The 23,170-nt window shown below is 64.5% G+C and carries 22 protein-coding genes; 12 read left to right on the top strand and 10 right to left on the bottom strand.

What is annotated here, in order from left to right:
- Positions 1-44: 44 nt before the first annotated feature.
- Together UP10_RS11740 and UP10_RS11735 are read right to left on the bottom strand one after the other, a co-directional pair.
- Positions 45-554 carry a pilus assembly protein N-terminal domain-containing protein gene (locus UP10_RS11740; protein ID WP_082077064.1) on the bottom strand — a complete coding sequence of 170 codons (510 nt, stop codon included), beginning with the start codon at positions 552-554 and terminating at the stop codon, positions 45-47.
- A 123-nt stretch (positions 555-677) separates the two neighbouring features.
- Positions 678-1,511 (bottom strand): sterol desaturase family protein, encoded by an 834-nt coding sequence (locus UP10_RS11735; RefSeq protein WP_044587511.1) that lies wholly within the window; start codon positions 1,509-1,511, stop codon positions 678-680.
- Positions 1,512-1,678: 167 nt separating this feature from the next.
- On the opposite strand from UP10_RS11735, the gene UP10_RS42005 reads away from it, so the two are divergent.
- On the top strand, positions 1,679-2,779 hold the full coding sequence (locus tag UP10_RS42005; protein ID WP_050043630.1) for a phosphatase PAP2 family protein: 1,101 nt from the start codon (positions 1,679-1,681) through the stop codon (positions 2,777-2,779).
- 12 nt (positions 2,780-2,791) lie between these two features.
- Here UP10_RS42005 and UP10_RS11725 read toward each other — a convergent pair whose 3' ends face one another.
- The 3 genes from UP10_RS11725 to UP10_RS11715 are packed head-to-tail and all read right to left on the bottom strand — an operon-like array spanning position 2,792 to position 6,324.
- Positions 2,792-4,018, bottom strand: a complete 1,227-nt coding sequence (locus UP10_RS11725) for a glycosyltransferase family 87 protein (RefSeq protein ID WP_082077063.1) — start codon at positions 4,016-4,018, stop codon at positions 2,792-2,794.
- Between the two features lie 11 nt (positions 4,019-4,029).
- A complete protein-coding gene (locus UP10_RS11720; RefSeq protein ID WP_044587510.1) occupies positions 4,030-5,472 on the bottom strand; it encodes a hypothetical protein in 1,443 nt (480 codons plus the stop codon).
- Between the two features lie 24 nt (positions 5,473-5,496).
- Positions 5,497-6,324, bottom strand: a complete 828-nt coding sequence (locus UP10_RS11715) for a sterol desaturase family protein (RefSeq protein ID WP_044587509.1) — start codon at positions 6,322-6,324, stop codon at positions 5,497-5,499.
- Between the two features lie 301 nt (positions 6,325-6,625).
- Between UP10_RS11715 and UP10_RS11710 the strand changes: the two genes are divergently transcribed.
- The 9 genes from UP10_RS11710 to UP10_RS11670 all read left to right on the top strand — a co-directional run bounded on the left by UP10_RS11710 (position 6,626) and on the right by UP10_RS11670 (position 15,353).
- On the top strand, positions 6,626-6,790 hold the full coding sequence (locus tag UP10_RS11710) for a Flp family type IVb pilin (RefSeq protein WP_044587508.1): 165 nt from the start codon (positions 6,626-6,628) through the stop codon (positions 6,788-6,790).
- A 140-nt stretch (positions 6,791-6,930) separates the two neighbouring features.
- Positions 6,931-7,455 (top strand): A24 family peptidase, encoded by a 525-nt coding sequence (locus UP10_RS11705; protein ID WP_044587507.1) that lies wholly within the window; start codon positions 6,931-6,933, stop codon positions 7,453-7,455.
- Positions 7,456-7,582: 127 nt separating this feature from the next.
- A complete protein-coding gene (gene cpaB, locus UP10_RS11700; protein WP_044587506.1) occupies positions 7,583-8,377 on the top strand; it encodes a Flp pilus assembly protein CpaB in 795 nt (264 codons plus the stop codon).
- Between the two features lie 17 nt (positions 8,378-8,394).
- On the top strand, positions 8,395-9,867 hold the full coding sequence (locus tag UP10_RS11695) for a type II and III secretion system protein family protein (RefSeq protein ID WP_044587505.1): 1,473 nt from the start codon (positions 8,395-8,397) through the stop codon (positions 9,865-9,867).
- A 9-nt stretch (positions 9,868-9,876) separates the two neighbouring features.
- Positions 9,877-10,629, top strand: a complete 753-nt coding sequence (locus tag UP10_RS11690) for a CpaD family pilus assembly protein (protein WP_044541117.1) — start codon at positions 9,877-9,879, stop codon at positions 10,627-10,629.
- The gene (locus UP10_RS11685; RefSeq protein ID WP_044541116.1) at positions 10,626-11,894 is read left to right on the top strand and encodes a CpaE/TadZ family protein; all 1,269 of its coding nucleotides are present in this window, start codon (positions 10,626-10,628) and stop codon (positions 11,892-11,894) included. The genes UP10_RS11690 and UP10_RS11685 overlap by 4 nt, the downstream gene beginning before the upstream one ends.
- Positions 11,895-11,918: 24 nt before the next feature.
- A complete protein-coding gene (locus UP10_RS11680) occupies positions 11,919-13,382 on the top strand; it encodes a TadA family conjugal transfer-associated ATPase (protein WP_044587504.1) in 1,464 nt (487 codons plus the stop codon).
- A 12-nt stretch (positions 13,383-13,394) separates the two neighbouring features.
- Positions 13,395-14,369 (top strand): type II secretion system F family protein, encoded by a 975-nt coding sequence (locus tag UP10_RS11675; RefSeq protein ID WP_044541114.1) that lies wholly within the window; start codon positions 13,395-13,397, stop codon positions 14,367-14,369.
- A 9-nt stretch (positions 14,370-14,378) separates the two neighbouring features.
- The gene (locus tag UP10_RS11670) at positions 14,379-15,353 is read left to right on the top strand and encodes a type II secretion system F family protein (RefSeq protein WP_044541113.1); all 975 of its coding nucleotides are present in this window, start codon (positions 14,379-14,381) and stop codon (positions 15,351-15,353) included.
- Positions 15,354-15,439: 86 nt separating this feature from the next.
- Here UP10_RS11670 and UP10_RS11665 read toward each other — a convergent pair whose 3' ends face one another.
- Together UP10_RS11665 and UP10_RS11660 are read right to left on the bottom strand one after the other, a co-directional pair.
- On the bottom strand, positions 15,440-16,267 hold the full coding sequence (locus UP10_RS11665; RefSeq protein ID WP_044587503.1) for a tetratricopeptide repeat protein: 828 nt from the start codon (positions 16,265-16,267) through the stop codon (positions 15,440-15,442).
- Positions 16,268-16,556: 289 nt separating this feature from the next.
- Positions 16,557-16,787: a hypothetical protein gene (locus UP10_RS11660; RefSeq protein WP_050043629.1), complete on the bottom strand. Its 231-nt coding sequence runs from the start codon at positions 16,785-16,787 to the stop codon at positions 16,557-16,559.
- Positions 16,788-16,899: 112 nt separating this feature from the next.
- Here UP10_RS11660 and UP10_RS11655 point away from each other — a divergent pair, with 112 nt between their 5' ends.
- Both UP10_RS11655 and UP10_RS11650 read left to right on the top strand, forming a co-directional pair.
- Positions 16,900-18,273 carry a leucyl aminopeptidase family protein gene (locus tag UP10_RS11655; protein WP_044587502.1) on the top strand — a complete coding sequence of 458 codons (1,374 nt, stop codon included), beginning with the start codon at positions 16,900-16,902 and terminating at the stop codon, positions 18,271-18,273.
- The gene (locus tag UP10_RS11650) at positions 18,266-19,108 is read left to right on the top strand and encodes a C40 family peptidase (RefSeq protein WP_044587501.1); all 843 of its coding nucleotides are present in this window, start codon (positions 18,266-18,268) and stop codon (positions 19,106-19,108) included. Before UP10_RS11655 ends, UP10_RS11650 begins: the two co-directional genes overlap by 8 nt.
- A 138-nt stretch (positions 19,109-19,246) precedes the next feature.
- Here the strand turns inward: UP10_RS11650 and UP10_RS11645 are convergent, their stop codons facing one another.
- The 3 genes from UP10_RS11645 to UP10_RS11635 are packed head-to-tail and all read right to left on the bottom strand — an operon-like array spanning position 19,247 to position 23,168.
- Positions 19,247-20,872, bottom strand: coding sequence for an ABC transporter ATP-binding protein (locus tag UP10_RS11645; RefSeq protein ID WP_044587500.1), 1,626 nt, complete (start codon positions 20,870-20,872; stop codon positions 19,247-19,249).
- Positions 20,873-20,880: 8 nt separating this feature from the next.
- Entirely contained in the window at positions 20,881-22,059 is a 1,179-nt protein-coding gene (locus UP10_RS11640) for an ABC transporter permease (RefSeq protein WP_044587499.1), read from the bottom strand.
- Positions 22,059-23,168, bottom strand: coding sequence for a microcin C ABC transporter permease YejB (locus UP10_RS11635; RefSeq protein WP_044587498.1), 1,110 nt, complete (start codon positions 23,166-23,168; stop codon positions 22,059-22,061). The genes UP10_RS11640 and UP10_RS11635 overlap by 1 nt, the downstream gene beginning before the upstream one ends.
- Positions 23,169-23,170 lie beyond the last annotated feature (2 nt).

Raw genomic sequence — 23,170 nt, 5'->3', positions numbered from 1 at the left:
TCGACCGCGGCCCCGGCGCATGGATGCACCGGAACAGGAATGGCTCAATTCGTCGGCTTGGCGGCCGAGGCCGAACCGCTGGCCTGGCTGTTCAGCGTGCCGGCCTGGTCCATTGTTGACTTGAAGTAAGTCTCGCCGTCGCCAAGGGTGATGCGGCGCTGGCAGACCGGCATGCAGCTGTAGGTCTCGCGGTCGATGCCGCGATAGACGGTGACGAGCTGGTCGCTTGGCGGGCCTTCAACCTGGATCTGGCGATCCACCAGCACCTGGCCGGTGCGGTCGAGTGCGATGAAGTTGGTGGCGCCGTAGCCCTTGCCGGTGACAACGACGACGCCGCCATTCTGCAGGGTGACGTCGGCGATCAAGGGGTTGCCGACGACGATCGTCGCGATACCCGAGGGCAGCCTGACGAGCTTGGCCTGGTCGACGCTGACCGCGATCCGGTCAGGATCTGGCGCGGCCGTGGAGACCGCAGGCCACAGCAACATGGCTGCGGCCAGGGAGACGAATCCAAAACGCGCGACGGCGCGAATACGCTGAGACTGAAACGACATACTCTACCCCGGGACGTTGACTAGCCGGCAAAAGCGATACGCGGCGGACCGGCGCCCGACGGGGCAAATCTGACGGCAATTCATTTAAGAAGAGCAAAAATCGAGGCTTGAATTGCGCGGATGTCACGACTTCCGGAACGGATAGGCCAATTGTCCGGCGATCTCGCTCGGGAAGGCCTTGTCGTCGATGCCGTAATCGTCCGGCAGCCGGCCCGCCGGCATCCGGAAGGTCCCGAACAGGATATCCCAGACCGGAAAAGTGCCGGCGAAATTGCTGTTGCCCCCCTCATCGAGCGAGGTGTGGTGCCAGCGGTGAAAGACCGGCGACGCCAGCAAATATCTGAACGGGCCGAGATCCCAGTTCAGATTGGCGTGTACGAAAGCGGACAGGAACAGATTGAACGGACCGACCCAGAGCATCGCGCTCGGCGAAATGCCGGCCGTCAGCATCAGGACGTCGACGCCGACCGTTCCGAGCAGGAGATTGACCGGATGGAAGCGCGCGGCCGAAATCCAGTCGACATCTTCCGACGAGTGGTGGACCGCGTGATATCGCCAGAAGCCGCCGCGATGAAACATGCGATGCAGCCAGTACATCGCGAAGTCGGAGATCACGAGGAACAGCACGGCCTGCAGCCAAATCGGCAGCGTCGACAGCGGCCCGTGACCGTTATCGTAGAAGGCAACCAGTTCGGCGGAATCGCGGATGCCGAACACGAGGCCGGCGATAACAACCAGAAGCCCGATGCGAAACACGCGGGCAAACAGCGGCACCAGGAACCAGTAACAGAGGTCGGTGACGATCTCGCGCTTGCGCCACCAGGGCCGGCCGGGATTGCAGGCCCAGACATGCGCCAGCACCGTGAACACCAGCGCGAGTGCGATGGTGACGGGCACCATCTGGATCAGCGTCTGGCCGAGCATCTCGGCGATCTGGACTGGCAGGCTCACTCTCATCGTCCCATCGACGGCGATCGCAACGAGCCGAAAATACGCTCGCCCATGCCCCTGACCATAGATCAGGCGACCGACCGCGTCGCCATCTGCGCGCGCGCTCCACGATTATAGCAATCTTAAGATTCCCGCTCCAGCTTCTGCGCAGCCAAAAAGACGAGGGACATCACGTGTCGTCGATATCCGGGATCGAGAAACGCAACGCCACTTCCGGCATCCGCGGTCGGACCGCCAATCTGGCGGGGATTCGAGACGCCCTGGGACGCTGGCTCATGTTCAGCGACTATGGCGCCGTCGCGCAGCGGCACATGGCGGTCGTCTGGTCGTGCGTCCTGGGCTACGCCATTGTCGACGTGATCTGGCTGCAAGGCTCGCGGCTTTCATTTGCACAGGCGAACTGGGCGATCATCCTGAAGTGCCTCGCTTGCAGTGCGTTCGCCGGTATCTTCCTCGCTGTCGCATCCAGCCGTCTTGCCGGAGACGAAAGGCGTCCGGCAGTTCTGCTGCGATACGTTCTGCATCTGACCGAATTGCTGTGGCGCACGTTCCTGCCCATTGGCGCGCTGCTGGTCGGAGGGGTTACCCTGAGCTATCTGATCACCGCCGCGGACCTGCCCTTGAGGGACAATGTCCTGGCGGATGTCGATCACCTGTTTGGCTTCGACTGGCCGAGCTTTCTGCAGGCAACGAACGCCAGCCCGTTCATCGTGAAGGTGTTGGCCAAGGCCTACGACGCCACAGGTCCTGCCTCCGACCTGGTCGTGATGTGGCTCGTTTTGCGGCGCCGTGGAGACAGGATCACGGAATTCATGGCCGTTCTGAGCCTGAGCACGGTCGCCGTGTGCATCGGCATGGCACTGGTTCCGGCCGCAGGCGCCTTCGCATATTTCCAGCCCGCTCCGCAGGAATTCGCGAACTACTCGGCAGTCGTGGGCCCGATGTGGCCCTTTGTGCACACCTTCCTCATACTGCGCGATGGAACACTCTCCGTCATCGACCTCACGGCCCCCGACGGTATCGTCAGCTTTCCCTCGTTTCACACCATGCTGGGTCTCATGACGATCTACGCCGCGCGCGATACGCGCTGGCTCATGATCCCAGTAGCAGTCGTGAACGGAACGATGTTCCTGGCAACGATGCCCGTGGGGGGCCATCACCTCGCCGATGTCCTGGCCGGTGCCGCCCTGACCACTGGCGCAATCCTCCTGGTCCGGCTCCAGAACAGGTCGACGCCGGCGCGCGAACAGGATGCAGAGCGAACCGGCGCCTGATCGATTGGACGTCTATCGCGTCGGCAGCTTCACCATCGGTACCGCGCGGCGAAGCACAAGCACGATGAGCGTCACCGTCAGCAACGGAGCCAAGCGGCTCGGGGCAAACAGAAGTGGCGGGCTGATGATCGGCACAAGCCAGATCATGAACATCAGGGTCCAGCACCACAGCGGCTGCGAGCGGCCTTGCGCCATCAACCAGTAAGCCGCCGCGACCACTAGCAGCACCTGATCGTAAGGTCCGGAATGCGGTGCAGCGAGGACGGTGGCCGCGAGAAACACGGCCGTCTTCTCCATCGTGCTCAACCGCGAGCGGAACGCGAGAACAACGGAGCCAGCAGCAAAGATCGTTGCGAGGAGCTGGATCGCCGATGCCAGCCGCTGTGGGGCGCCAAGCAGGCTGGCGCAGGCGTAGACGCTGTTGCCCCACAGGCGGCCATACTCGATCCACTTCGCATCGGGGTTGACCAGATTCTCGGTCATGAGGGGAAGCCAGCGAAGCCACAGGTCCCAGCCGAAGATCAAGCCGCTCGCAACCGCCAGGGCCAGCGCAGACAGGCCGGCCGCCCATAGCGCGCGCCACTGCCCGGCCGCGATCAGGGCCGGCGGGACCAGAATGCAGAACTGCGGCTTGAACGTCAGCAGTCCCATCGTCAGCCCGCACAGAACGGGACGCTGCTCGAGAAGGCCCAGTCCGGCAACGATCAGCGCGACGACCAGAAACACGGCCTGGCCATCCATCACGTTGATGGCGGACGCCGGACACAGCAGGGCCATCACCAGAAGGACTCCGGAGGATCCCGGGCCCGCCGCATTCAACCGCAATGCGGCCGCCATCAGGGCCGCACTGACCACCTGAAACGCCACATAGGAACCAAAGAACCCCAGCGGCGCGAACGGCAGCAGCAGCACGAGAAAAGTCGGCGGATAGGCCCATGGCCGGAATTCGAGCGGCTTGGAGAGCCAGTCCGCAAATGTTGCGTTGAGGAACGCCGTGAAGCGATCGCCGTCGAAGACCAGGGACGCGTTGCCATCCAGGACCGAGCGGATCGCCCCGTAGAAAACCATCCAATCGGTACCGAGCGTATTGTAGTCGAGCCCGATCCTGCCGGGATATGGAACCGTCGTGGCGAGGATCACCCAGACATAGACGGACATCACCAGGCCAACGATGAGCAAGGCCGTGGGCGGCCGCAGCAGGCCTTGCCTGTCGTCAATTGCCGCGTCTGCTGAACTCATATCCCGTCCTGTCAGTTGGCAACGCGCACATGCACCACCGCGTTGTCATCCGTGTAGACGCGCTGCCAGCCGGCTGTGCGGTCCAGCAGCTGGACCGCAGGCGTCGACGGCTGCAGCATCACCGCGTCGATGTCGTAGGTCCGGAGCAGACCGATGAAGCCGTCGACATCCTTGAGCTGGAGCGCGCGATAATAGGCGACGTCGAATGTCTCGCCGTAAAGCTCAGCGCGCCCGTCGACGAACACCGGCACCTGGCGCCAGATCAGATAGCCGCCGAACGGAAGGTCGTTGAGCACCCGCTTGACGTTGTGGGCCTTCAGGACATCGACTGCGGCCGCAGGCGACTGGACGACCGGGGGCGCGATGCGCGCGCTCATCGCAACGGCCGAGGTCAAGGCGCACAGCGCCGCGAGCAGCGCCACCGCCGGCACCGCCCTCAGCCGGGCAACGCCCGCAGCCTGCAGGCCGAACTGGGCGGCCACCGGCGTGAGCACGACCAGCGGCAGCAGCAGCGCGAAAATCTCGACATTCCGGACGTGGGACAGCGCCATGTACAACAGGCCGAGCACCAGGGCGATCCGCGGCGGCGGCAGCCGCACGCCGCTGGAGAGCGCGGCACCGATCAAGGCGAGAACGGCCAGCTGGAATGCGCCGAAGCGGCTGAAATCCACCGGCATCCATTCCCCGATCAGACGCAGCAGCTCACCGAGACCAAGGATCTTCGACGCGGCAAGGATCGAGCCCCAGCCATAGGGCGTCACGCAGCAGGCAGCGAGCGCGCCGATCCCGAAAGCCATCCAGCGCAGCGCAAGCGACGGTCTTTGTGCCGGCGTGGCGTTCCACATTGCGTCGAGGGCGAATGCGCCGACCAACACGAGGCCGAACAGAAATCCGCCGTGCAGATTGGTCCAGAGCGCAATCAGCGGCAGCAGCCAGAACGACGGCGGCTCGCGGCGTTCGCTGGCAGTCATCAGGCCGTTGGTCCAGGCGATCATCACCGGCAGCACGAGTACATGCGGACGGGCCAGCAGATGCCCGGTCGACAGCTCCAGCGCCGCCAGCGCGACGACGCTCGCATAGGTCGCCGGCATCTTGCGGCCCAGAATGGCGGTGAGCTGCGCGCACACAATGGCTATACAGATCGTGGCCAGCGCCACGGGCCCGGTCCAGCCGGCGAGATCATAGGCCTTGGCGTACAGGACCTGCGCAAGCCAGGACGACGACATCCACTGTTCGCCGGCCCGGGTGAACGAATAGATATCGACCGACGGCACGGCGCCGTGATCGAGGATCCAGCGGCCTATGGCGATTTGCCAATAGGTATCGGAATCGACGAGGAGCTGGCTGCCGGTCACCAGCAGCAGCACATAGATGCCGCACCCCATCCACAACCAGGCGGGCACCTCGAAGACGGAGGCTTTCTCGCGTGGGATGGTTGCGGTCTCCGAGCTCATGGCGGCGCAGCCCGGTCAATCAGATCATTGACGGAACGGATAGGCCAACTGTCCGGCGATCTCGGTCGGGATCGCCTTGTCGTCGGCACCGTAGGTCTCCGGCAGCACATTGGCGGGCATCCGGAACGTTCCGAACAGGATATCCCAGATCGGGAACGTCCCCGCGAAGTTGGTGTCGCCGCCCTCCTCGAGGGAGGTGTGATGCCAGCGATGGAACACGGGCGTCGCGATCACATATTTGAACGGGCCGAGCGTCCAGTTCAGGTTGGCGTGGACGAACGCGGAGTGGAATGTGGTGAAGGGACCAACCCACAGCATGATGTTCGGCGAGATGCCGGCCATCAGCAGGATCACGTCAACCGTGATCGTGCCGATCAAGAGGTTGACGGGATGGAATCGCGCCGCCGATATCCATTCGAGATCTTCCGAGGAATGATGGATGGCGTGGTACTTCCAGAAGCCGCCGCCGTGAAACATCCGGTGCAGCCAGTAAAGCATGAAGTCGGAGGCGACCAGGAAGATGATCGCCTGCAGCGCGAGCGGCAGCCGCGACAGCGGGCCATGTCCATTGTCGTAGAACGCGATCAGCTCGTCGGCGGTGTGAACGTTGAAGATAGCGGCCGCCCCCACCACCAGGAGCCCGATGCGGAGCACGCGGGCGAACACCGGCACGAAGAACCAGTAGCAGATGTCGGTGAGGAGCTCGCGCTTCTGCCACCAAGGCTTGCCGGGGTTGCAGGCCCAGAAGTGGGCCAACACCGTGAAGACGAGCGCCAGCCCGATCGTGATCGGCGCCACCTTCATCATCGTCTGACCCATCATCTCGATGACTTCAAGGGGCAGCGTGGACATGGTAGCCTCGTTCAGTGACAAGTTGCTTTTAATAGCAAGTCTCTTGCCTATCGGCTTCCGCTTAAGGAGCTGTGAATCCAGACCGGCCGGACATCCGCTCAAGACAGTATTCGGCAATTTGTTCATGCGGCTTAATGCCAAATTTACTGTGCGCAACAACTGCGGGTTCCCCCCGACTTTGCGCGATCAAATTAACTGCGCCGCAATTGTCGAACCTTAGGGTGCCCGCATGGTCACGGTGCTGAGAACGCCGGCCAGACCAGATCTAGTTCGACCAGCCACGTGTACACAGGAGTCATTTATGAAGAATCTCGTTTCGCGTTTCGTCAAGGACGAATCCGGCGCGACCGCCATCGAGTACGGTCTGATTGCGACCGGCATCGCGATCGCGATCATTGCCGCCGTCAACGGCGTCGGCAAGGCGCTGTCCACCACCTTCACCTCGATCTCGACCTCGCTCAAGTAAGCGGGTTTCTACGAATTCGCCTCAAAGGTCCCGGTATCCCCGGGACCTTTGCTATTTGCGAGCGATCCTTTCCCGATTGTTCACCATTGGCCGCTAGCGTCGGGTCTCGACCTCAGCTCCAGCTCGACGGCGTTTCATCCATGATCCTCGACATCGCGCGCTTGATGCTGTTTCCGGCCCTGATGGCATTCGCGGCGGCGAGCGATCTCCTCACCATGACGATTCCGAACCGGGTCTCGCTGGCGCTGCTGGCGGGCTTCGTCGTCATGGCGCCGCTGACCGGGATGGACGTCCACGACGTCCTCAACCATGCCGGCGCCGGTGCACTGGTGCTCGTCTTGGCGTTCAGCATGTTCGCCGTGGGATGGGTCGGAGGCGGAGACGCCAAGGTCGCGGCAGCCATCGGCCTCTGGTTCGGGTTCGATCATCTGCTCGACTATCTGGTCCTGGCGTCGCTGTTCGGCGGCGCGCTGACCGTGCTGCTGCTGCAGCTCAGGCAGTGGCCGCTGCCCTACGCCTTCACGTCCCAGCCCTGGCTCACCCGCCTGCACGACAAGCAGACCGGGATACCCTACGGCATCGCGCTCGCCCTCGGCGCGTTGATGATCTATCCGGACACCGACTGGATCAAGACGATCGACCTCGCGCACTTCGCCATGCGCTGACGGCCCGCGGGTAACCACCCGTTAAGGCGATTTAGATACGCCTCATTAACCATGCTTTGACGAATAGCTGGTCAACTCCCATCACAGCGGCGGCAGCGTCGCGGCGTCATGTGGAAAGTGAAGCGTAATGAATACCGCCCGCATTCTGGTCCTGGCTATCGCAGGCTGCGCCGGCCTCGCGGCCCTCTATCTGGCGAGCGGAAGCGACAACAAGCCGGCCCCCGCCCCTGCGGTCGCGCAGCTGCCGACAGTCGACATCCTGGTCGCACGGTCCGACATCGGCCTCGGCCAGACCGTGAAGCCTGACGATCTGCAGTGGCAGACCTGGCCCGCCGCCACCGCCAGCAGCAGCTTCATGCGCAAGGACGCGAACGCCGACGCCATCAAGGACATCACCGGCTCGATCGCGCGCGCTCCGTTCATTCAGGGCGAGCCGATCCGCGAGCAAAAGCTCGTCAAGGCCGACGGAAGCGGCTTCATGGCCGCAATCCTGCCGACCGGCATGCGCGCGGTATCGACCGAAATTTCCCCCGAGACCGGTGCCGGCGGCTTCATCCTGCCGAACGACCGGGTCGACGTCCTGCTGTCCAAGCGGGACAAGAACCCGGACCGCAGCGGCGCCGACATTGTCAATTCCGAGGTCATCCTGACCAATGTCCGCGTGCTCGCGATCGATCAGGCCCCAAAGGAGAAGGACGGCACCAACGCGCTGGTCGGCAAGACCGTGACGCTGGAGCTGAAGCCTGAACAGACCGAGACATTGGCGCGCGCGCGCCAGAGCGGCACGCTGTCGCTCGCGCTGCGCAGCATCGCCGACGTCAACCAGGTCGACGTCAAGGGCGATGACAACCGCACCAAGCGCGGTGAGACGGTGAACGTCATCCGCTACGGCGTCGCCAGCCAGTCGACGATGCAGAAGTGACGATGAGGGCCCACCAGATGAAGTGCAGGGTAACGCAACGGACGATGCGGGCATTTACGGTCCGCGCGCTGTCGTTTGCGGCGGTAGCGGCGCTCACGCTCAACCCGGCATTGAGCCCGGTGGTGGCGAGCGACTACCGCGTCGCCGCGCCCGCGCCCGCAGCTTCCGACGGCCAGATGAATGCGCGCTTCCTGGCGCTCGGCATCGGCAAATCCGTGGTGATCGACCTGCCGCGGGACATCAAGGACGTACTGGTCGCCGATCCCAAGATCGCCAATGCCGTGGTCCGCTCGGCGCAGCGCGCCTACATCATCGGCGCCACCGTCGGCCAGACCAACATCGTGTTCTTCGACGCCGCCGGCCAGCAGATCGCCGCCTACGACATCGCCGTCAAGCGCGACCTCAACGGCGTGCGCGCCGCGCTCAAGCAGGCGATGCCCAATGCCGATATCCAGATCGAGGGCGTCGGCGACGGCGTCATGCTGACCGGAAGCGCGGCGACCCCGATCGAGGCGCAGCAGGCCGCCGACATCGTCGCGCGGCTCGCCGGCAGCGCCGACAAGGTCGTGAACTCCATCTCGGTTCGGGGCCGCGACCAGGTGATGCTAAAGGTCACCGTCGCCGAAGTCTCGCGCAGCCTGATCAAGCAGCTCGGCATCGACCTCACCGCCAACCTCAACTACGGCACGGCAGTGGTGAAGTTCGCCAACAGTAACGCGTTTACCGCCAACAACGGTCCGCTCGCATCCGGCAATGCCATCACCACCGCGTTCGGCAGCACGCCATCGGTGTCGGCGACGATACGCGCTATGGAAAGCGCCGGTGTCATACGGACACTCGCCGAGCCAAACCTGACTGCGATTTCCGGCGAAGCGGCGACCTTCATCTCGGGCGGCGAGTTTCCAATTCCGACCGGCGTGACCTGCCAGACGACGACGTCGGGCGCGATCGGACAGTGCGTTCAAACGGTCAGCTTCAAGAAGTTCGGCATCTCGCTCAACTTCACGCCGGTGGTGCTGACCGAGGGACGGATCAGCCTGCGGGTGATGACGGAAGTGTCCGAAGTGTCGAGCGACAACGCGCTGACCGGCGGCCAGGGCGGAACGACGATTCCCTCGATCAAGACCCGCCGCGCCGAAACCACGCTGGAAATCCCCTCCGGCGGCTCGATGGCGATGGCCGGCCTGATCCAGGACCAGACCAAGCAGGCCATCAACGGTCTGCCCGGACTGGCGGAGCTGCCCGTGCTCGGGACGCTGTTTCGCAGCCGTGACTTCGTCAACAACCAGACCGAGCTGATGGTGCTGGTGACGCCTTACATCGTCCGCGCGGTAGCCCAGAAGGATCTCTCGCGTCCGGATGATGGCTTCGCCAACGCCGCCGATCCGCAGGCTGACCTGTTGGGCAGCATCAATCGGATCTACGGCGTACCTGGCCGCACCGAGCCGGCGCGGAATTACCGCGGCACTTACGGCTTCATCACTGACTGAGGCGGGACGATGACACAGACGACATCCACAATACCCGCCGAACGCAAGCGCGCCCTTGGTCTCGCCGGCGCACTCGTCGGCTTGGCCGTGACGCTGGGCGCCTGCCAGCACACCTCTGATGACAGCCTCGCGATGGTGAACGCGCCGGCCGACTATCGGCAGCGTCATCCGATCGCGGTTACCGAGGCCGATCGCTCGATCGTGGTCTTTGTCGGCCGCGGCCGCGGCGGCCTGACCGCCGAGCAGCGCGCCGAAGTGACGGGGATGGCGCAGGACTGGATGCGCGAGGGCACCGGTGCCGTCAGCGTCGACGTTCCCGTCGACACCGCGAACGCACGCGCCGCCCAGGATTCGCTGCGCGAGATACAGGCCACCTTCGCCGCCGTCGGCGTGCCGCCGCGCGGGATTCTGGTTCGCAAATATCATCCCGAGGATCCGCGCCAGATGCCGGCGATCCGGGTGAACTATCCGAGGATCACGGCGGTCGCCGGGCCGTGCGGCATCTGGCCGGAAGACCTCGGCACGTCGGTCCATAACCCGTCCTATCTCGAGAACAAACAGTATTACAATTTCGGCTGCGCCAACCAGCGCAACCTCGCATCCATGGTCGAGAATCCAGCGGACCTCGTCCAGCCGCGCGCGGAGACCCCGGCCTACACGCCGCGACGTGGCATCGCCTTTGAAAAATATCGCAAGGGTACCGCCACCGCGACGGCCTATCCCGAGTCCGACAAGGCCAAACTCAGCGACACAGGCAAATGATCACCTACGCGCAGCAAAACTCCGACCAGCAGACGGACGTCACGCCGCCGGCCGCGGACGATCATATTGCGCCGGCGCCGCGGGTTTCGGTCCAGGCGTTCTGCGAAACGGTCGAGACCGCTGCCGCCGTACAGTCGGCGGGCGAAGACCGCCGGCTGGCCAAGGCCCATCTCAAGATCCAGATGGGCGGCATGGCGGCCGCCGTCGAGGCCTACCGCTCGGCGCCGACGCCCAACGTCATCATCCTCGAGACCGAAGGCCGCAACGACGTGCTGACCGGCCTCGATCACCTCGCCACGGTCTGCGACGCGGGTACCCGCGTGATCGTGATCGGCAAGATCAACGATGTCACGCTGTATCGCGAACTGGTCCGCCGCGGCGTCAGCGACTATGTGATCGCGCCGGCCCACACGATCGACGTGGTGCGCGCGGTCTGCAACCTGTTCTCGGCACCGGAGGCCAAGGCCGTCGGGCGCGTCGTCGCGGTCGTCGGCGCCAAGGGTGGCGTCGGTTCCTCGACGATCGCCCACAACGTTGCCTGGGCGATCGCCCGCGACCTGGCGCTGGATTCGGTGGTCGCCGATCTCGATCTCGCATTCGGCACCGCGGGCCTCAACTACAACCAGGACCCGGCGCAAGGCATCGCCGACGCGGTGTTCTCGCCCGACCGCGTCGACACGGCCTTCGTCGACCGCCTGCTGTCGAAATGCACCGACCATCTGAGCCTGCTGGCGGCGCCGGCGACGCTCGACAAGGTCTATGATTTCGGAGCCGAGGCGTTCGACTCGATCTTCGATACGCTGCGCACCACGATGCCCTGTATCGTGCTCGACATTCCCCACCAATGGTCGGGCTGGACCAAGCGGGCGCTGATCGCTGCCGACGATATCCTGATCGTGGCGGCGCCCGACCTCGCCAATCTGCGCAATGCCAAGAACATGTTCGACCTCCTGAAGGCGGCCCGGCCAAACGACCGCGCACCCCTGTACTGCCTGAACCAGGTCGGGGTGCCGAAACGTCCGGAGATCGCGGCCAGCGAATTCGCCAAGGCGATCGAAAGCCCACCGATCGCTACCATCCCGTTCGATCCGCAGATCTTCGGTTCGGCCGCCAATAACGGCCAGATGATCGCGGAAATCGCCGCCAATCACCGTGCGGTTGAGATGTTCCTGCAAATGGCGCAGCGGCTGACAGGCCGCGGCGAGACTAAGAAGCCGAGGGGGTCATTCCTGTCGCCCCTGCTCGAAAAGCTGCGGTCCAAGTAACGGCCCGCCTGGAGTCAAGACGTCGTGTTTGGTAAGCGTAGCGGAAACGATGTGGACGTGCGGGCCTCCAAGCCCGCATTTCAGGCGCCGGAATCTGCCGGTCAGCCGGCTATTTCGCGCGAGCCCACCGCGCCGACGATATCGTCGCCGCCGCTTGCACCGGCAAAGCCGCCGCCTGCTCCCACCGTCGAAGCCCGGCGCTCCGACAATTACTATCAGGTCAAGGCGACGATCTTCGGCGCCCTGATCGAGGCGATCGACCTCGCCCAGCTCGCCAAGCTGGACAGCGAGTCGGCGCGCGAGGAAATCCGCGACATCGTCAACGAGATCATCGCGATCAAGAACATCGTGATGTCGATCGCCGAGCAGGAGGAACTGCTCGACGACATCTGCAACGACGTCCTAGGTTATGGTCCGCTGGAGCCACTGCTGTCGCGCGACGACATCGCCGACATCATGGTCAACGGTGCCGGCACCGTGTTCATCGAAGTCGCCGGCAAGATCCAGAAGACCGGCATCCGCTTCCGCGACAACCAGCAGCTCCTGAACATCTGCCAGCGCATCGTCAGCCAGGTCGGTCGGCGCGTCGACGAATCCTCGCCGATCTGCGACGCCCGCCTCGCTGACGGCTCGCGCGTCAACGCCATCGTGCCGCCGCTGGCGATCGACGGCCCCGCACTCACCATTCGCAAGTTCAAGAAGGACAAGCTGACGCTGGACCAGCTCGTCAAGTTCGGCGCGATCAGCCCGGAAGGCGCGACCATCCTGCAGATCATCGGCCGCGTCCGCTGCAATGTGCTGATCTCCGGCGGTACAGGCTCGGGAAAAACCACGCTGCTGAACTGCCTTACCAATTATATCGAGCACGACGAGCGTGTCATCACCTGCGAAGACGCCGCCGAACTGCAGCTGCAGCAGCCGCATGTGGTGCGACTGGAAACCCGGCCCCCGAACATCGAAGGCGAAGGCCAGGTCACGATGCGCGAACTGGTGCGCAACTGCCTGCGTATGCGCCCCGAGCGCATCATCGTCGGCGAAGTCCGCGGACCCGAGGCGTTCGACCTGTTGCAAGCGATGAACACCGGCCATGACGGCTCGATGGGCACGTTGCATGCCAACAACCCGCGCGAAGCGCTGTCGCGCTGCGAATCCATGATCACCATGGGCGGCTTTTCGCTTCCTTCGCGAACGATCCGCGAGATGATCTGCGCCTCGATCGACGTGATCGTCCAGGCGGCCCGCCTGCGCGACGGCTCACGCCGCATCACCCACATCACCGAGGTGATGGGCATGGAAGGCGATACCATCATCACCCAGGACATCTTCCTGTACGACCTGATCGGGGAAGACGCCAACGGCAAGATCATCGGCAAGCACCGCTCAACCGGCATCGGCCGGCCGAAATTCTGGGACCGTGCACGCTACTATAATGAAGAGAACCGGCTTGCGGCCGCACTCGATGCGGCTGACGCCCCGCCGCCGGACTAAGGGACACGCCCGATGCAAATGCAAACCCTTGCCCTGGCCTTCCTCGCCGCCACCACCGTCGGCGGCCTCGCCTGGGTCTTCCTGTATCCCTATCTCTCCGGGGAGAAGAAGGCCGAGTCGCGTCGCGCGTCGGTGGCACGCACCGAGCCCACGGCCGCGCGAAGCCCCGACCGCACACGGTCCCGCCGCGAGCAGGTCGAGGGATCGCTGAAGGAACTCGAGGCGCGGGCCAAGAAGGACAAGAAGGTCCCGCTCGGCATGCGCATCGCGCAGGCCGGACTGGGATGGTCCGAACAGAAATTCTGGATCATCTCCGGCGTGCTCTGCCTGGTCGGGTCCGGCGGCGCGTTCATCGCCGGCGGCGGCCTGCTCGGTGCGGCCGGCATCGGCTTTGCCATGGGCCTTGGCTTGCCGCGCTGGATGCTCAGTTTCCTGAAGAAGCGACGGGAAAAGGCTTTCCTGAAGGCGCTGCCCGATGCCGTGGACGTCATCGTGCGCGGCATCAAGGCCGGCCTGCCGCTGTTCGAATCCATCAAGGTGGTCGCCAGCGACTCGCCGGAGCCGCTGCGCAGCGAGTTCCTCCAGATCATCGAAACCCAGACCATCGGCATGCCGCTCGGCGAGGCCTGCGCCCGGCTTTACGAACGCATGCCGCTGCCGGAAGCGAACTTTTTCGGCATCGTGATCGCGATCCAGCAGAAATCCGGCGGCAATCTGTCAGAAGCGCTCGGCAACCTGTCCAAGGTGCTGCGCGACCGCAAGAAGATGGCTGAGAAGATCCAGGCCATGTCGATGGAAGCGAAAGCCTCCGCTGGCATCATCGGCTCGCTGCCGCCCGTCGTCATGCTCCTCGTGTTCGTCACGACCCCGGACTATATCGGAGTGCTGTGGACCAATCCGACGGGCCAGCTGATGCTGGTCGCCTGCGCAGTCTGGATGAGCATGGGCGTTCTCGTGATGAAGAAAATGATCAACTTCGATTTCTGACGGTGCAGCATGCTCGATTTCCTCGTCACTAAGCTCCATGACGTCAGGTTCATGACGATGCTGCTTGCCTTCTTTGCGGCAAGCGCGACGGTCTATACGCTGGTGATGCCGCTGCTGGCCGGCGGCGATCTCAACAAGCGTATGAAGGCCGTCGCCAGCGAACGCGAGCGCATCCGGCAGCGCGAACGCGACCGTCTCGCCAAGACGGAGAAGGTCTCGCTGCGCCAGACGCCGAAGCAAGTCGTCTCCAAGGTGGTCGATGACCTCAACCTCACCAAATGGCTCGCCCAGGAATCAGCGCTCGAGAAGCTCGTGATGGCGGGCTATCGCGGCCACGCGCCCTATGTCACCTTCCTGTTCGCGCGCGGTGTTGCACCGATCGTGATGCTGATCGGCGCCATCGTGTATACTTTCTTCATTGCGGGACAGGACTGGTCGATCATGCTCAAGATCGGCATCTGCGTCGCAGCCGCCTATGGCGGCCTGCAGGCGCCGATGCTGTTCCTGAAAAACGCCATCACCAAGCGCCAACTCTCGATCAAGCGCGCCTTCCCCGACTCGCTCGACCTGCTGCTGATCTGTATCGAGTCCGGTATGTCGGTCGAGGTCGCCTTCCGCAAGGTGGCCAACGAGATCGCCGGGCAGTCGGTGGCGCTGTCGGAAGAGTTCGCGCTGACGACGGCGGAGCTGTCCTACCTGCAGGATCGCAAGACGGCCTATGAGAACCTAGCGCGCCGCACCGGCCTCGAGGGCGTGAAGTCGGTGTGTCTGGCCCTGCAGCAGTCCGAACGCTACGGCACGCCGCTCGGTCAGAGCTTGCGCGTGATGGCGCAGGAAAACCGCGACATGCGCATGAACGAGGCCGAGAAGAAGGCGGCGGCGCTGCCGCCCAAGCTGACCGTGCCGATGATCCTGTTCTTCCTGCCCTGTCTGTTCATCGTGATCCTCGGGCCGTCCTACATCAAATTCAGCGCGATGCATTAGGCGCGTCCGCGCATGGAAACGCCCGGCTTGACCGGGCGGTTCGTCGCCGCAAGCGGCGGCGCGTGACCATCGATGACGGGGCTTATTTAGTCGTCCTGCGCGACCACCGGCGCCGACCTTGACGCCATCGGACGACCGTCCTTGCGGTTCAGCATCTCCCGCAGATAGGCGACATTGGCGGCGGCCTCATCCGCCGGCAGGTCGGCCTTGACGATGCTTTCAGCTTCGGCGAAGCGGCCCTGCAGGCCGACGACGAGCGCGAGGTTCTGCCTTATCCGCGCGTCGGCCCGGTCGCTGGCATAGGCGCGGCGAAGCGTCTCCTCGGCCTTTGGCAGTTCCTTGGTCAGCATGTAGGAGAGGCCGAGATTGGACAGCACCGACGGTTCGTCCGGGACGAAGCGCAGCGCGCTGGCATAGTAGCGGCGCGCCTCGTCGTGCTTGCCCATCTTGTCCAAGGTGGTTCCCTGCACCGACAGGATGCGCCAGTCCGGATTTTCCGGGGTGTGGGCCCGGCTCAGCACATCGAACGCGGCCTGCGAATTGCCGTTGTCGGCAAGCGCACGGCCGTAGGCGGCGAGCAGTGGCTTGTTGCCGGGGTTGGCGATGGTGGCCTGCTCGAGCACCGCGCAGGCCTGCGATCGCTGGCCGGTGGCGCGCAAGGCCTGGCCATAGGCGATCGCGGAGTCGACATCCTTGGGATTCTTGCGATAACGATCGCCGTAGAGTTCGGCAGCGCGGCGCGGATCATCGGGCGTGGAATCCGTCCGGGAGGCGACCGACCCCGGGGAGGCCACCGACCCGGTCACGTCGGACATGGTCTGGCAACCGCCGAGGCCTGCAGCCAGGATCGCCACAAGGGCCGCGGAAGCGAGATGCCGGGCAGCATGCCGGGCCAGGTTGGACTGTCGACGCATGGCACTTTGACTCACGAAATCGGGCGAATGGACCGAGCCGAACGTGTCAGCAATAGACTGTTAACCCTAACGCCTAGTTAATCGGCGCTCTCGCCGCGCCCCAGGGGTGGCAGGCAGGCGTCGCTTCAACGGGCCATGACGAGCTGCGCCGGCCCTTGTCGATCCGCCCGCAAGGCGCATCGACGCGCGCATGCAGGGCGCATGACACCACCCAACAGCAATCGCATCCGGCGCTCGGGGAAACGATCGCTTGCCGTTCGAACGGCGCGGGATGCGATCCCGCGATCGGCTATTTGTGATGCTTGCGCAAGTAGGCGTGCAGCGAGTCGGTGTCCATCTCGGCGAGCAACGTCTTCAGCATCATGTCCTTGCGGCGGCCGGCCGCGAAATGCTCGCCATAGGTCTTGCGCAACGATCCGACCAGCGTATTGCCGTGCTTCTTGTCGATACGGCCGGTCTTGTCGCGATGCCTGCCGTCGAGATCTTTCTTGGCGATTTTCTTGGCGATTTTCTTGGCCATGTCAGCCCTCCCCCGGATGCAGCAATCCATCAAGCCTACCACAAAGGCCGAAAGGCGTGTAGTAGGCGACGAGCCGATCCCAACAGCCGATCCTATAACCACCGAGATTCCGATGCCGTCCGTGTTCGAGAGCTCAGCCAACGCCATTCCCATCACCTTCGCCAGCAAGGCGACTTGGCATGCGATCCGGGACACGCTGCCGTCGCCGGCACGCCAGTTCGCCGATGCCAACGGCTTCGTCGCCAAGCCCGGCAAGTGCCTGACCTTGCCGGCGTCGGACGGCAGCATCGCGCAGGTGCTTTTCGGTCTCGAAGACGAGACGCACAAGGCGCCCGACCCGTTCCGGCCGGGAGCACTGCCAGGCCTGTTGCCGCCGGGCGTCTACCGCTTTGCCAATGCACCGCATGACATCAGGCTCGCCACGCTTGCCTTCGCGCTCGGCTGCTACCGCTTCGGCCGCTATCGCAAGAACGAGGCGCCCGACGTCCGCCTGGTGCCGCCAGACGGCGTCGACGCCGCCGACATCACGCGGATGGCTGATGCGGCGGCGCTCGCACGCGACCTCATCAACACGCCGTCCAACGACATGGGCCCGGCGGAACTGGCAGAATCTGCGCGCGAGCTTGCAACGCGGTTCGGCGCTGACTTCAACTGCATCACCGGTGACGCGCTCGAACAGGGATTTCCCCTGATCCACGCCGTCGGCATGGCCTCGCCGCGGGCGCCGCGGCTGATCGACATCAGTTGGGGCGATCCGGCGCATCCGAAGGTGACGCTGGTCGGCAAGGGCGTCTGCTTCGACACCGGCGGGCTCGACCTCAAGCCGTCGAGCGGCATGCTGATCATGAAGAAGGACATGGGCGGCGCCGCCAACGTGATGGCGCTGGCGCAGATGGTGATGGACGCAAAGCTGAAGGTGCGGCTGCACGTGCTGATCCCGGCGGTCGAGAATGCCGTCGCAGGCAACGCATTCCGTCCGCTCGACGTCTTCCGGTCGCGCAAGGGCATCACGGTCGAGATCGGCAACACCGACGCCGAGGGACGGCTGGTGCTCGCCGATGCGCTGGCGCTGGCTGACGAGGAAAAGCCCGATCTGCTGGTCGATCTGGGCACCCTGACCGGCGCGGCGCGCGTGGCGCTGGGGCCCGCATTGCCGCCCTTCTACACCAATGACGAGATCCTCGCCGGCGAAGTAGCCGCCCACGCCAAAGGCGAGAACGATCCGTTGTGGCGCATGCCGCTATGGCCGGCCTACGACGCCTGGCTCGACTCCAAGACCGCCGACATCAACAACGCACCGTCAGGAGGTTTTGCCGGCTCGATCATTTGCGCGCTGTTCCTGCAACGCTTCGTCGAGCACGCGACAAGCTGGCTGCATGTCGATATCTATGGCTGGACCCCCTCGGCGAAGCCCGGCCGCCCCGAAGGCGGCGAATGCCAGGCTGCGCGTGCCATCTACAAATTGTTGAGCCAGCGCTATGCATGACCCCCGCCTGACACCGGCCCGCGACGACGTCGCCGCGAAATATCTCGAGGGGAAGGTCAAGGCGGCGCGCTTCGTCGACGGCGAGACGTTCGAGGTAACCGACGCGATCGCCCCGCTCCGCGCCGCGCCGGCCGCCGATGCCGAGCAGATGACGCAGGCGCTGAAGGGCGAGCGCGTGACGATCTATGACCGCAACGGCGAAGGCTGGGCCTGGGGCCAGCTCGTGAGCGACGGCTATGTCGGCTGGCTGCCGGACAGCGCGCTGATGCGGCCCGCCGCGGCCCCGACGCACAAGGTGTCCGCGCTCTGGACGTTTGCCTTTCCCGGTCCCTCGATCAAGCTGCCGCCGAGCGAGGCGATCCCGATGTCCGCGACAGTGACGGTGGTGCGCGAAGAGGGATCGTTCGCAGTCACACGCGACGGCCGCTATCTGCCGCGCCAGCATCTCGGCGCCCTCGATTTGATCGCGCCGGACTTCGTGGCCGTCGCCGAGCGGTTCGTCGGCACGCCCTATCTGTGGGGCGGCAAGAGCGCGTTCGGGATCGATTGCTCGGGCCTGGTCCACATCGCGCTGACCTCAGCCGGCACCGGCTGCCCGCGCGACAGCGACATGCAGCAGGACGGGCTTGGTCGGGAATTGACTGCCGCGGAAGCAAAGCACTTGCAGCGCGGCGACCTGATCTTCTGGAAGGGCCATGTCGCGATCGCGCGCGATGCCACCACCATCGTGCACGCCAACGCGCATCACATGGCGACCGCGGTCGAGAACACGCAAGCGGCGATCGCGCGGATCAGGACCGCCGGCAGCGAAGTGGTCGCGATCAAGCGGCTGTAGCCGACTCCGTCATTCCGGGGCGCGCGAAGCGAGAGCTATGATGCGCAATTGCGCATCTGAGAATCAATTCATCAGCAGAACGCGCGGCTCGATGGATTCCGGGCTCGCGCTTCGCGCGCCCCGGAATGACGACCTCTCTTACGTCGCGACCGCGCCTTCGCCGTCCGTCTCCAGCCGGAACGCGGCAGCGAACAGCGCGCGGGTGTAGTCGCTCTTCGGGTTCTTGAACAGCTCGGAGGCCGGCCCCTCCTCCTCGACCTTGCCGGACTTCATCACGATCAGATGGCTGGCGAGCGAGGCGACGACGCGCAAATCGTGCGAGATGAACATGTAGGTCAGATCGCGCTTGCGCTGCAGATTGCGCAAGAGGTCCACCATCTGCGCCTGCAGCAGCATGTCGAGCGCCGAGGTCGGCTCGTCCAGCACGACGAAGTTCGGCTCGAGCACCACGGCGCGCGCGATCGAGATGCGCTGGCGCTGGCCGCCCGAGAACTCATGCGGATAGCGGAAACGCCAATCGGGATCGAGGCCAACGTCGTTCAGCGCCTTGATCACCCGCGCCTCGCGCTCCTCGCGCGACAGCTGCGGCTGATGCACCAAGAGCCCCTCGGCGATGATGTCGTCCACCGACATGCGCGGGCTGAGCGAGCCGAACGGATCCTGGAACACGATCTGCATGTCGCGGCGGATCGGCCGCATCTCCTTGAAGCGCAGGCCCTGGATGTCCTTGCCGAGGAACACGATCGGACCATCGGACGAGATCAACCGCAGCAGCGCCAGCCCGAGCGTGGTCTTGCCGGAGCCGGATTCGCCGACCACGCCGAGCGTCTCGCCCTTGCGCACCGCAAGGCTGACGCCGTCGACCGCCTTGATGTGGCCGACGGTGGAGCGCAGCAGGCCCCGTTTGATCGGGAACCAGACCTTGAGATCATTTGCCGACATCACGATCGGCGCATCCGGCTGCGGCGGCGCCGGATCGGGCTTCGGCTCGGCCGCGAGCAGCGCCTTCGTATAGGCATGTTTCGGCGCGGTGAAGACCTGCTCGACCGGTCCCTGCTCGACGATCTTGCCAGAGTTCATCACGCAGACGGTGTCGGCGATACGGCGGACGATGCCGAGGTCATGGGTGATGAACAGCATGCTCATGCCGAGCCGGGTGCGGATCTCGGCGAGCAGCGTCAGGATCTGCGCCTGCACAGTAACGTCGAGCGCCGTGGTCGGCTCGTCCGCGATCAAAAGGTCGGGCTCGTTGGCGAGCGCCATCGCGATCATCACGCGCTGGCGCTGGCCGCCGGACAATTGGTGCGGATAGCTCTGCAGCCGGGTTTCCGGCTCGGGGATCCCGACCTGGGTCAACAGCTCCAGCGTCCGCGCCCGCGCCATCGACCCGCTGATGCCATTGTGGAGATTGAGGATCTCCCTGATCTGCGACTCGATGGTGTGGAGCGGATTGAGCGAGGTCATCGGCTCCTGGAAGATGATCGAGATGTCGTTGCCGCGGATCCCGCGCATTTCGCGCTCCGACGATCCGAGAAGATCGCGGCCCTTGAAGCGGATCGCCCCGGAGGGATGTGACGCCGTCGGATACGGCAATAGCCGCAGGACCGACAGCGCGCTGACCGATTTACCCGACCCGGATTCGCCGACCAGCGCCGTGCACTCACCGCGCCTGACGGAAAACGAGATGCCGTCGACCGCGATCGAGCGGCCGAACGCAACCGAGAGGTCGCGGACATCGAGCAGGGGCTGGTTGATGGCATCCATATCGGCGCTCACCGGAACGTCTTGCGCGGATCGAAGGCGTCGCGCGCGGCTTCACCGATGAAGATCAGCAGCGACAGCATGATCGCGACCGAAAAGAAGCCGGTGAAGCCGAGCCAGGGCGCCTGCACATTGGCCTTGCCCTGCGACAGCAATTCGCCGAGCGACGGCGAGCCGGGCGGCAGGCCGAAGCCGAGGAAATCCAGCGCGGTCAGCGTCATCACGGAGGACGACACGATGAACGGCAGGAACGTCATGGTCGCGACCATGGCGTTCGGCAGCAGATGGCGGAACATGATCACTGCGTTGGAGACACCGAGCGCGCGCGCCGCCTGGATGTATTCGAAATTGCGTCCGCGCAGGAACTCGGCGCGCACCAGACCGACCAGCGACACCCATGAGAACAGCAGCAGGATGCCGAGCAGGATGAAGAAGCCGGGCGGCAGCACCGCCGAGATGATCAGCAGCAGATAGAGCGAAGGGATCGCGGTCCAGATCTCGATGAACCGCTGGAAGCCGAGATCGATCCAGCCGCCGAAATAGCCCTGCACGCCGCCGGCGGCGATGCCGATGATCGAGGACAGAATGGTCAGCGTCAGGCCGAACAGCACCGAAATGCGGAAGCCGTAGATCAGACGCGCGACGACGTCGCGGCCCTGGTCGTCGGTGCCGAGCCAGTTGTATTCGAGGTCGCGGCAGCTCTTCAGGCCCTTTCTCTGCACCACGTCCTTGCACTGCTCCTCGGTGAGCAGCCAGGTCGGCTTCGACGGCACCGGCGTCGGCGGATCGAGGTTACGGCTGTCATAGGAATACCGGATCGGCGGCCAGATCATGCTGCCGCCCTTGGCGGCGATCTGCTTCTGCAGATAGGGATCGCGATAGTCGGCCGCGGTCTCGAAATCGCCGCCGAAGGTGGTCTCGGCATAGCTGAACAGCACCGGCCAATAGAGATGGCCGTCATATTTGACGACCAGCGGCTTGTCGTTGGCGATCACATTGGCGAACAGCGACGCGACGAACAGCACGAGGAAGATCCAGAACGACCAGTAGCCGCGGCGGTTCGCCTTGAAGTTCTGCCAGCGCCGCTTGTTGAGCGGCGACGGCGCGAAGCCGTGGCGCGTGGCGGGCACCACCTCGCCGAGCGGCGATTGCGTCGAGGTCTCGATCGGCTGGGGCGCGAGCAGCGTCATCAGACCTCCCGCGCCTCGAAATCGATCCGTGGATCGATCCACATATAGGCAAGATCGGAGATCAGATTGACCACGAGCCCGACGAGCGAAAAGATGAACAGCGTTCCGAACACCACCGGATAGTCGCGGTTCAACACGCTCTCGAAACCGAGCAGGCCGAGCCCGTCGAGCGAGAAGATGGTCTCGATCAGGAGCGATCCGGAGAAGAAGGCGTGGATGAAGGCGCCTGGGAAGCCCGCGATCACGATCAGCATGGCATTGCGGAAGATGTGATTGTACAGCACCTGCGGCTCGCTGCAGCCCTTGGCGCGTGCCGTCATGACATATTGCTTGCGGATCTCGTCGAGGAACGAGTTCTTGGTCAAGAGCGTCATGGTGGCGAAGGCGCCGAGCGCCATCGAGATAAGCGGCAGCGTGATATGCCAGAAATAATCGATGATCTTCCAGTACCAGGGGAATTGCGCCCAGCCGTCCGACGTCAGGCCGCGCAGCGGGAAGATGTTGAAGAACGAGCCGCCGGCGAACAGGATGATCAGCAGGATCGCGAACAGGAAGCCGGGAATCGCGAAGCCGACGATAACTACCGCCGAGGTCCAGGTGTCGAACCGCGACCCGTCCTGGACCGCCTTGCGGATGCCGAGCGGAATCGAGATCAGATAGGTCAGCAGCGTCATCCAGATGCCGAGTGAGATCGAGACCGGCAGCTTTTCCTTGATGAGCTGGAGCACGCTGACACTGCGGAAATAGCTGCTGCCGAAATCGAAGCGGGCGAAATTCCACACCATCAGCGCGAAGCGTTCCGGCGCCGGCTTGTCGAAGCCGAACTGCACCTCGAGCTTCTTGATGAAATCAGGGTCGAGGCCCTGCGCGCCGCGGTATTTCGAATTAACCGCACCGGCGGCGCTTCCACCCTGGCCACGCTGCGCGGCGAAATCGCCGCCACCGCCCGACACACGCGAGGTGCCGCCGGTGTCGGCGCCGTTGATCTGGGCGATGACGCGCTCGATCGGGCCGCCGGGCGCGAACTGCACGACCACGAAGGAGACGAACAGGATGCCGAGCAGCGTCGGCACCATCAGTAAAATACGACGGGCGAGATAGGCGCTCATCG

Source organism: Bradyrhizobium sp. LTSPM299 (assembly GCF_000938235.1).
GTDB lineage: Bacteria > Pseudomonadota > Alphaproteobacteria > Rhizobiales > Xanthobacteraceae > Bradyrhizobium.
Note: the sequence above shows the minus strand (reverse complement) of the source record. Positions and strands in the feature narration are given on the sequence as shown.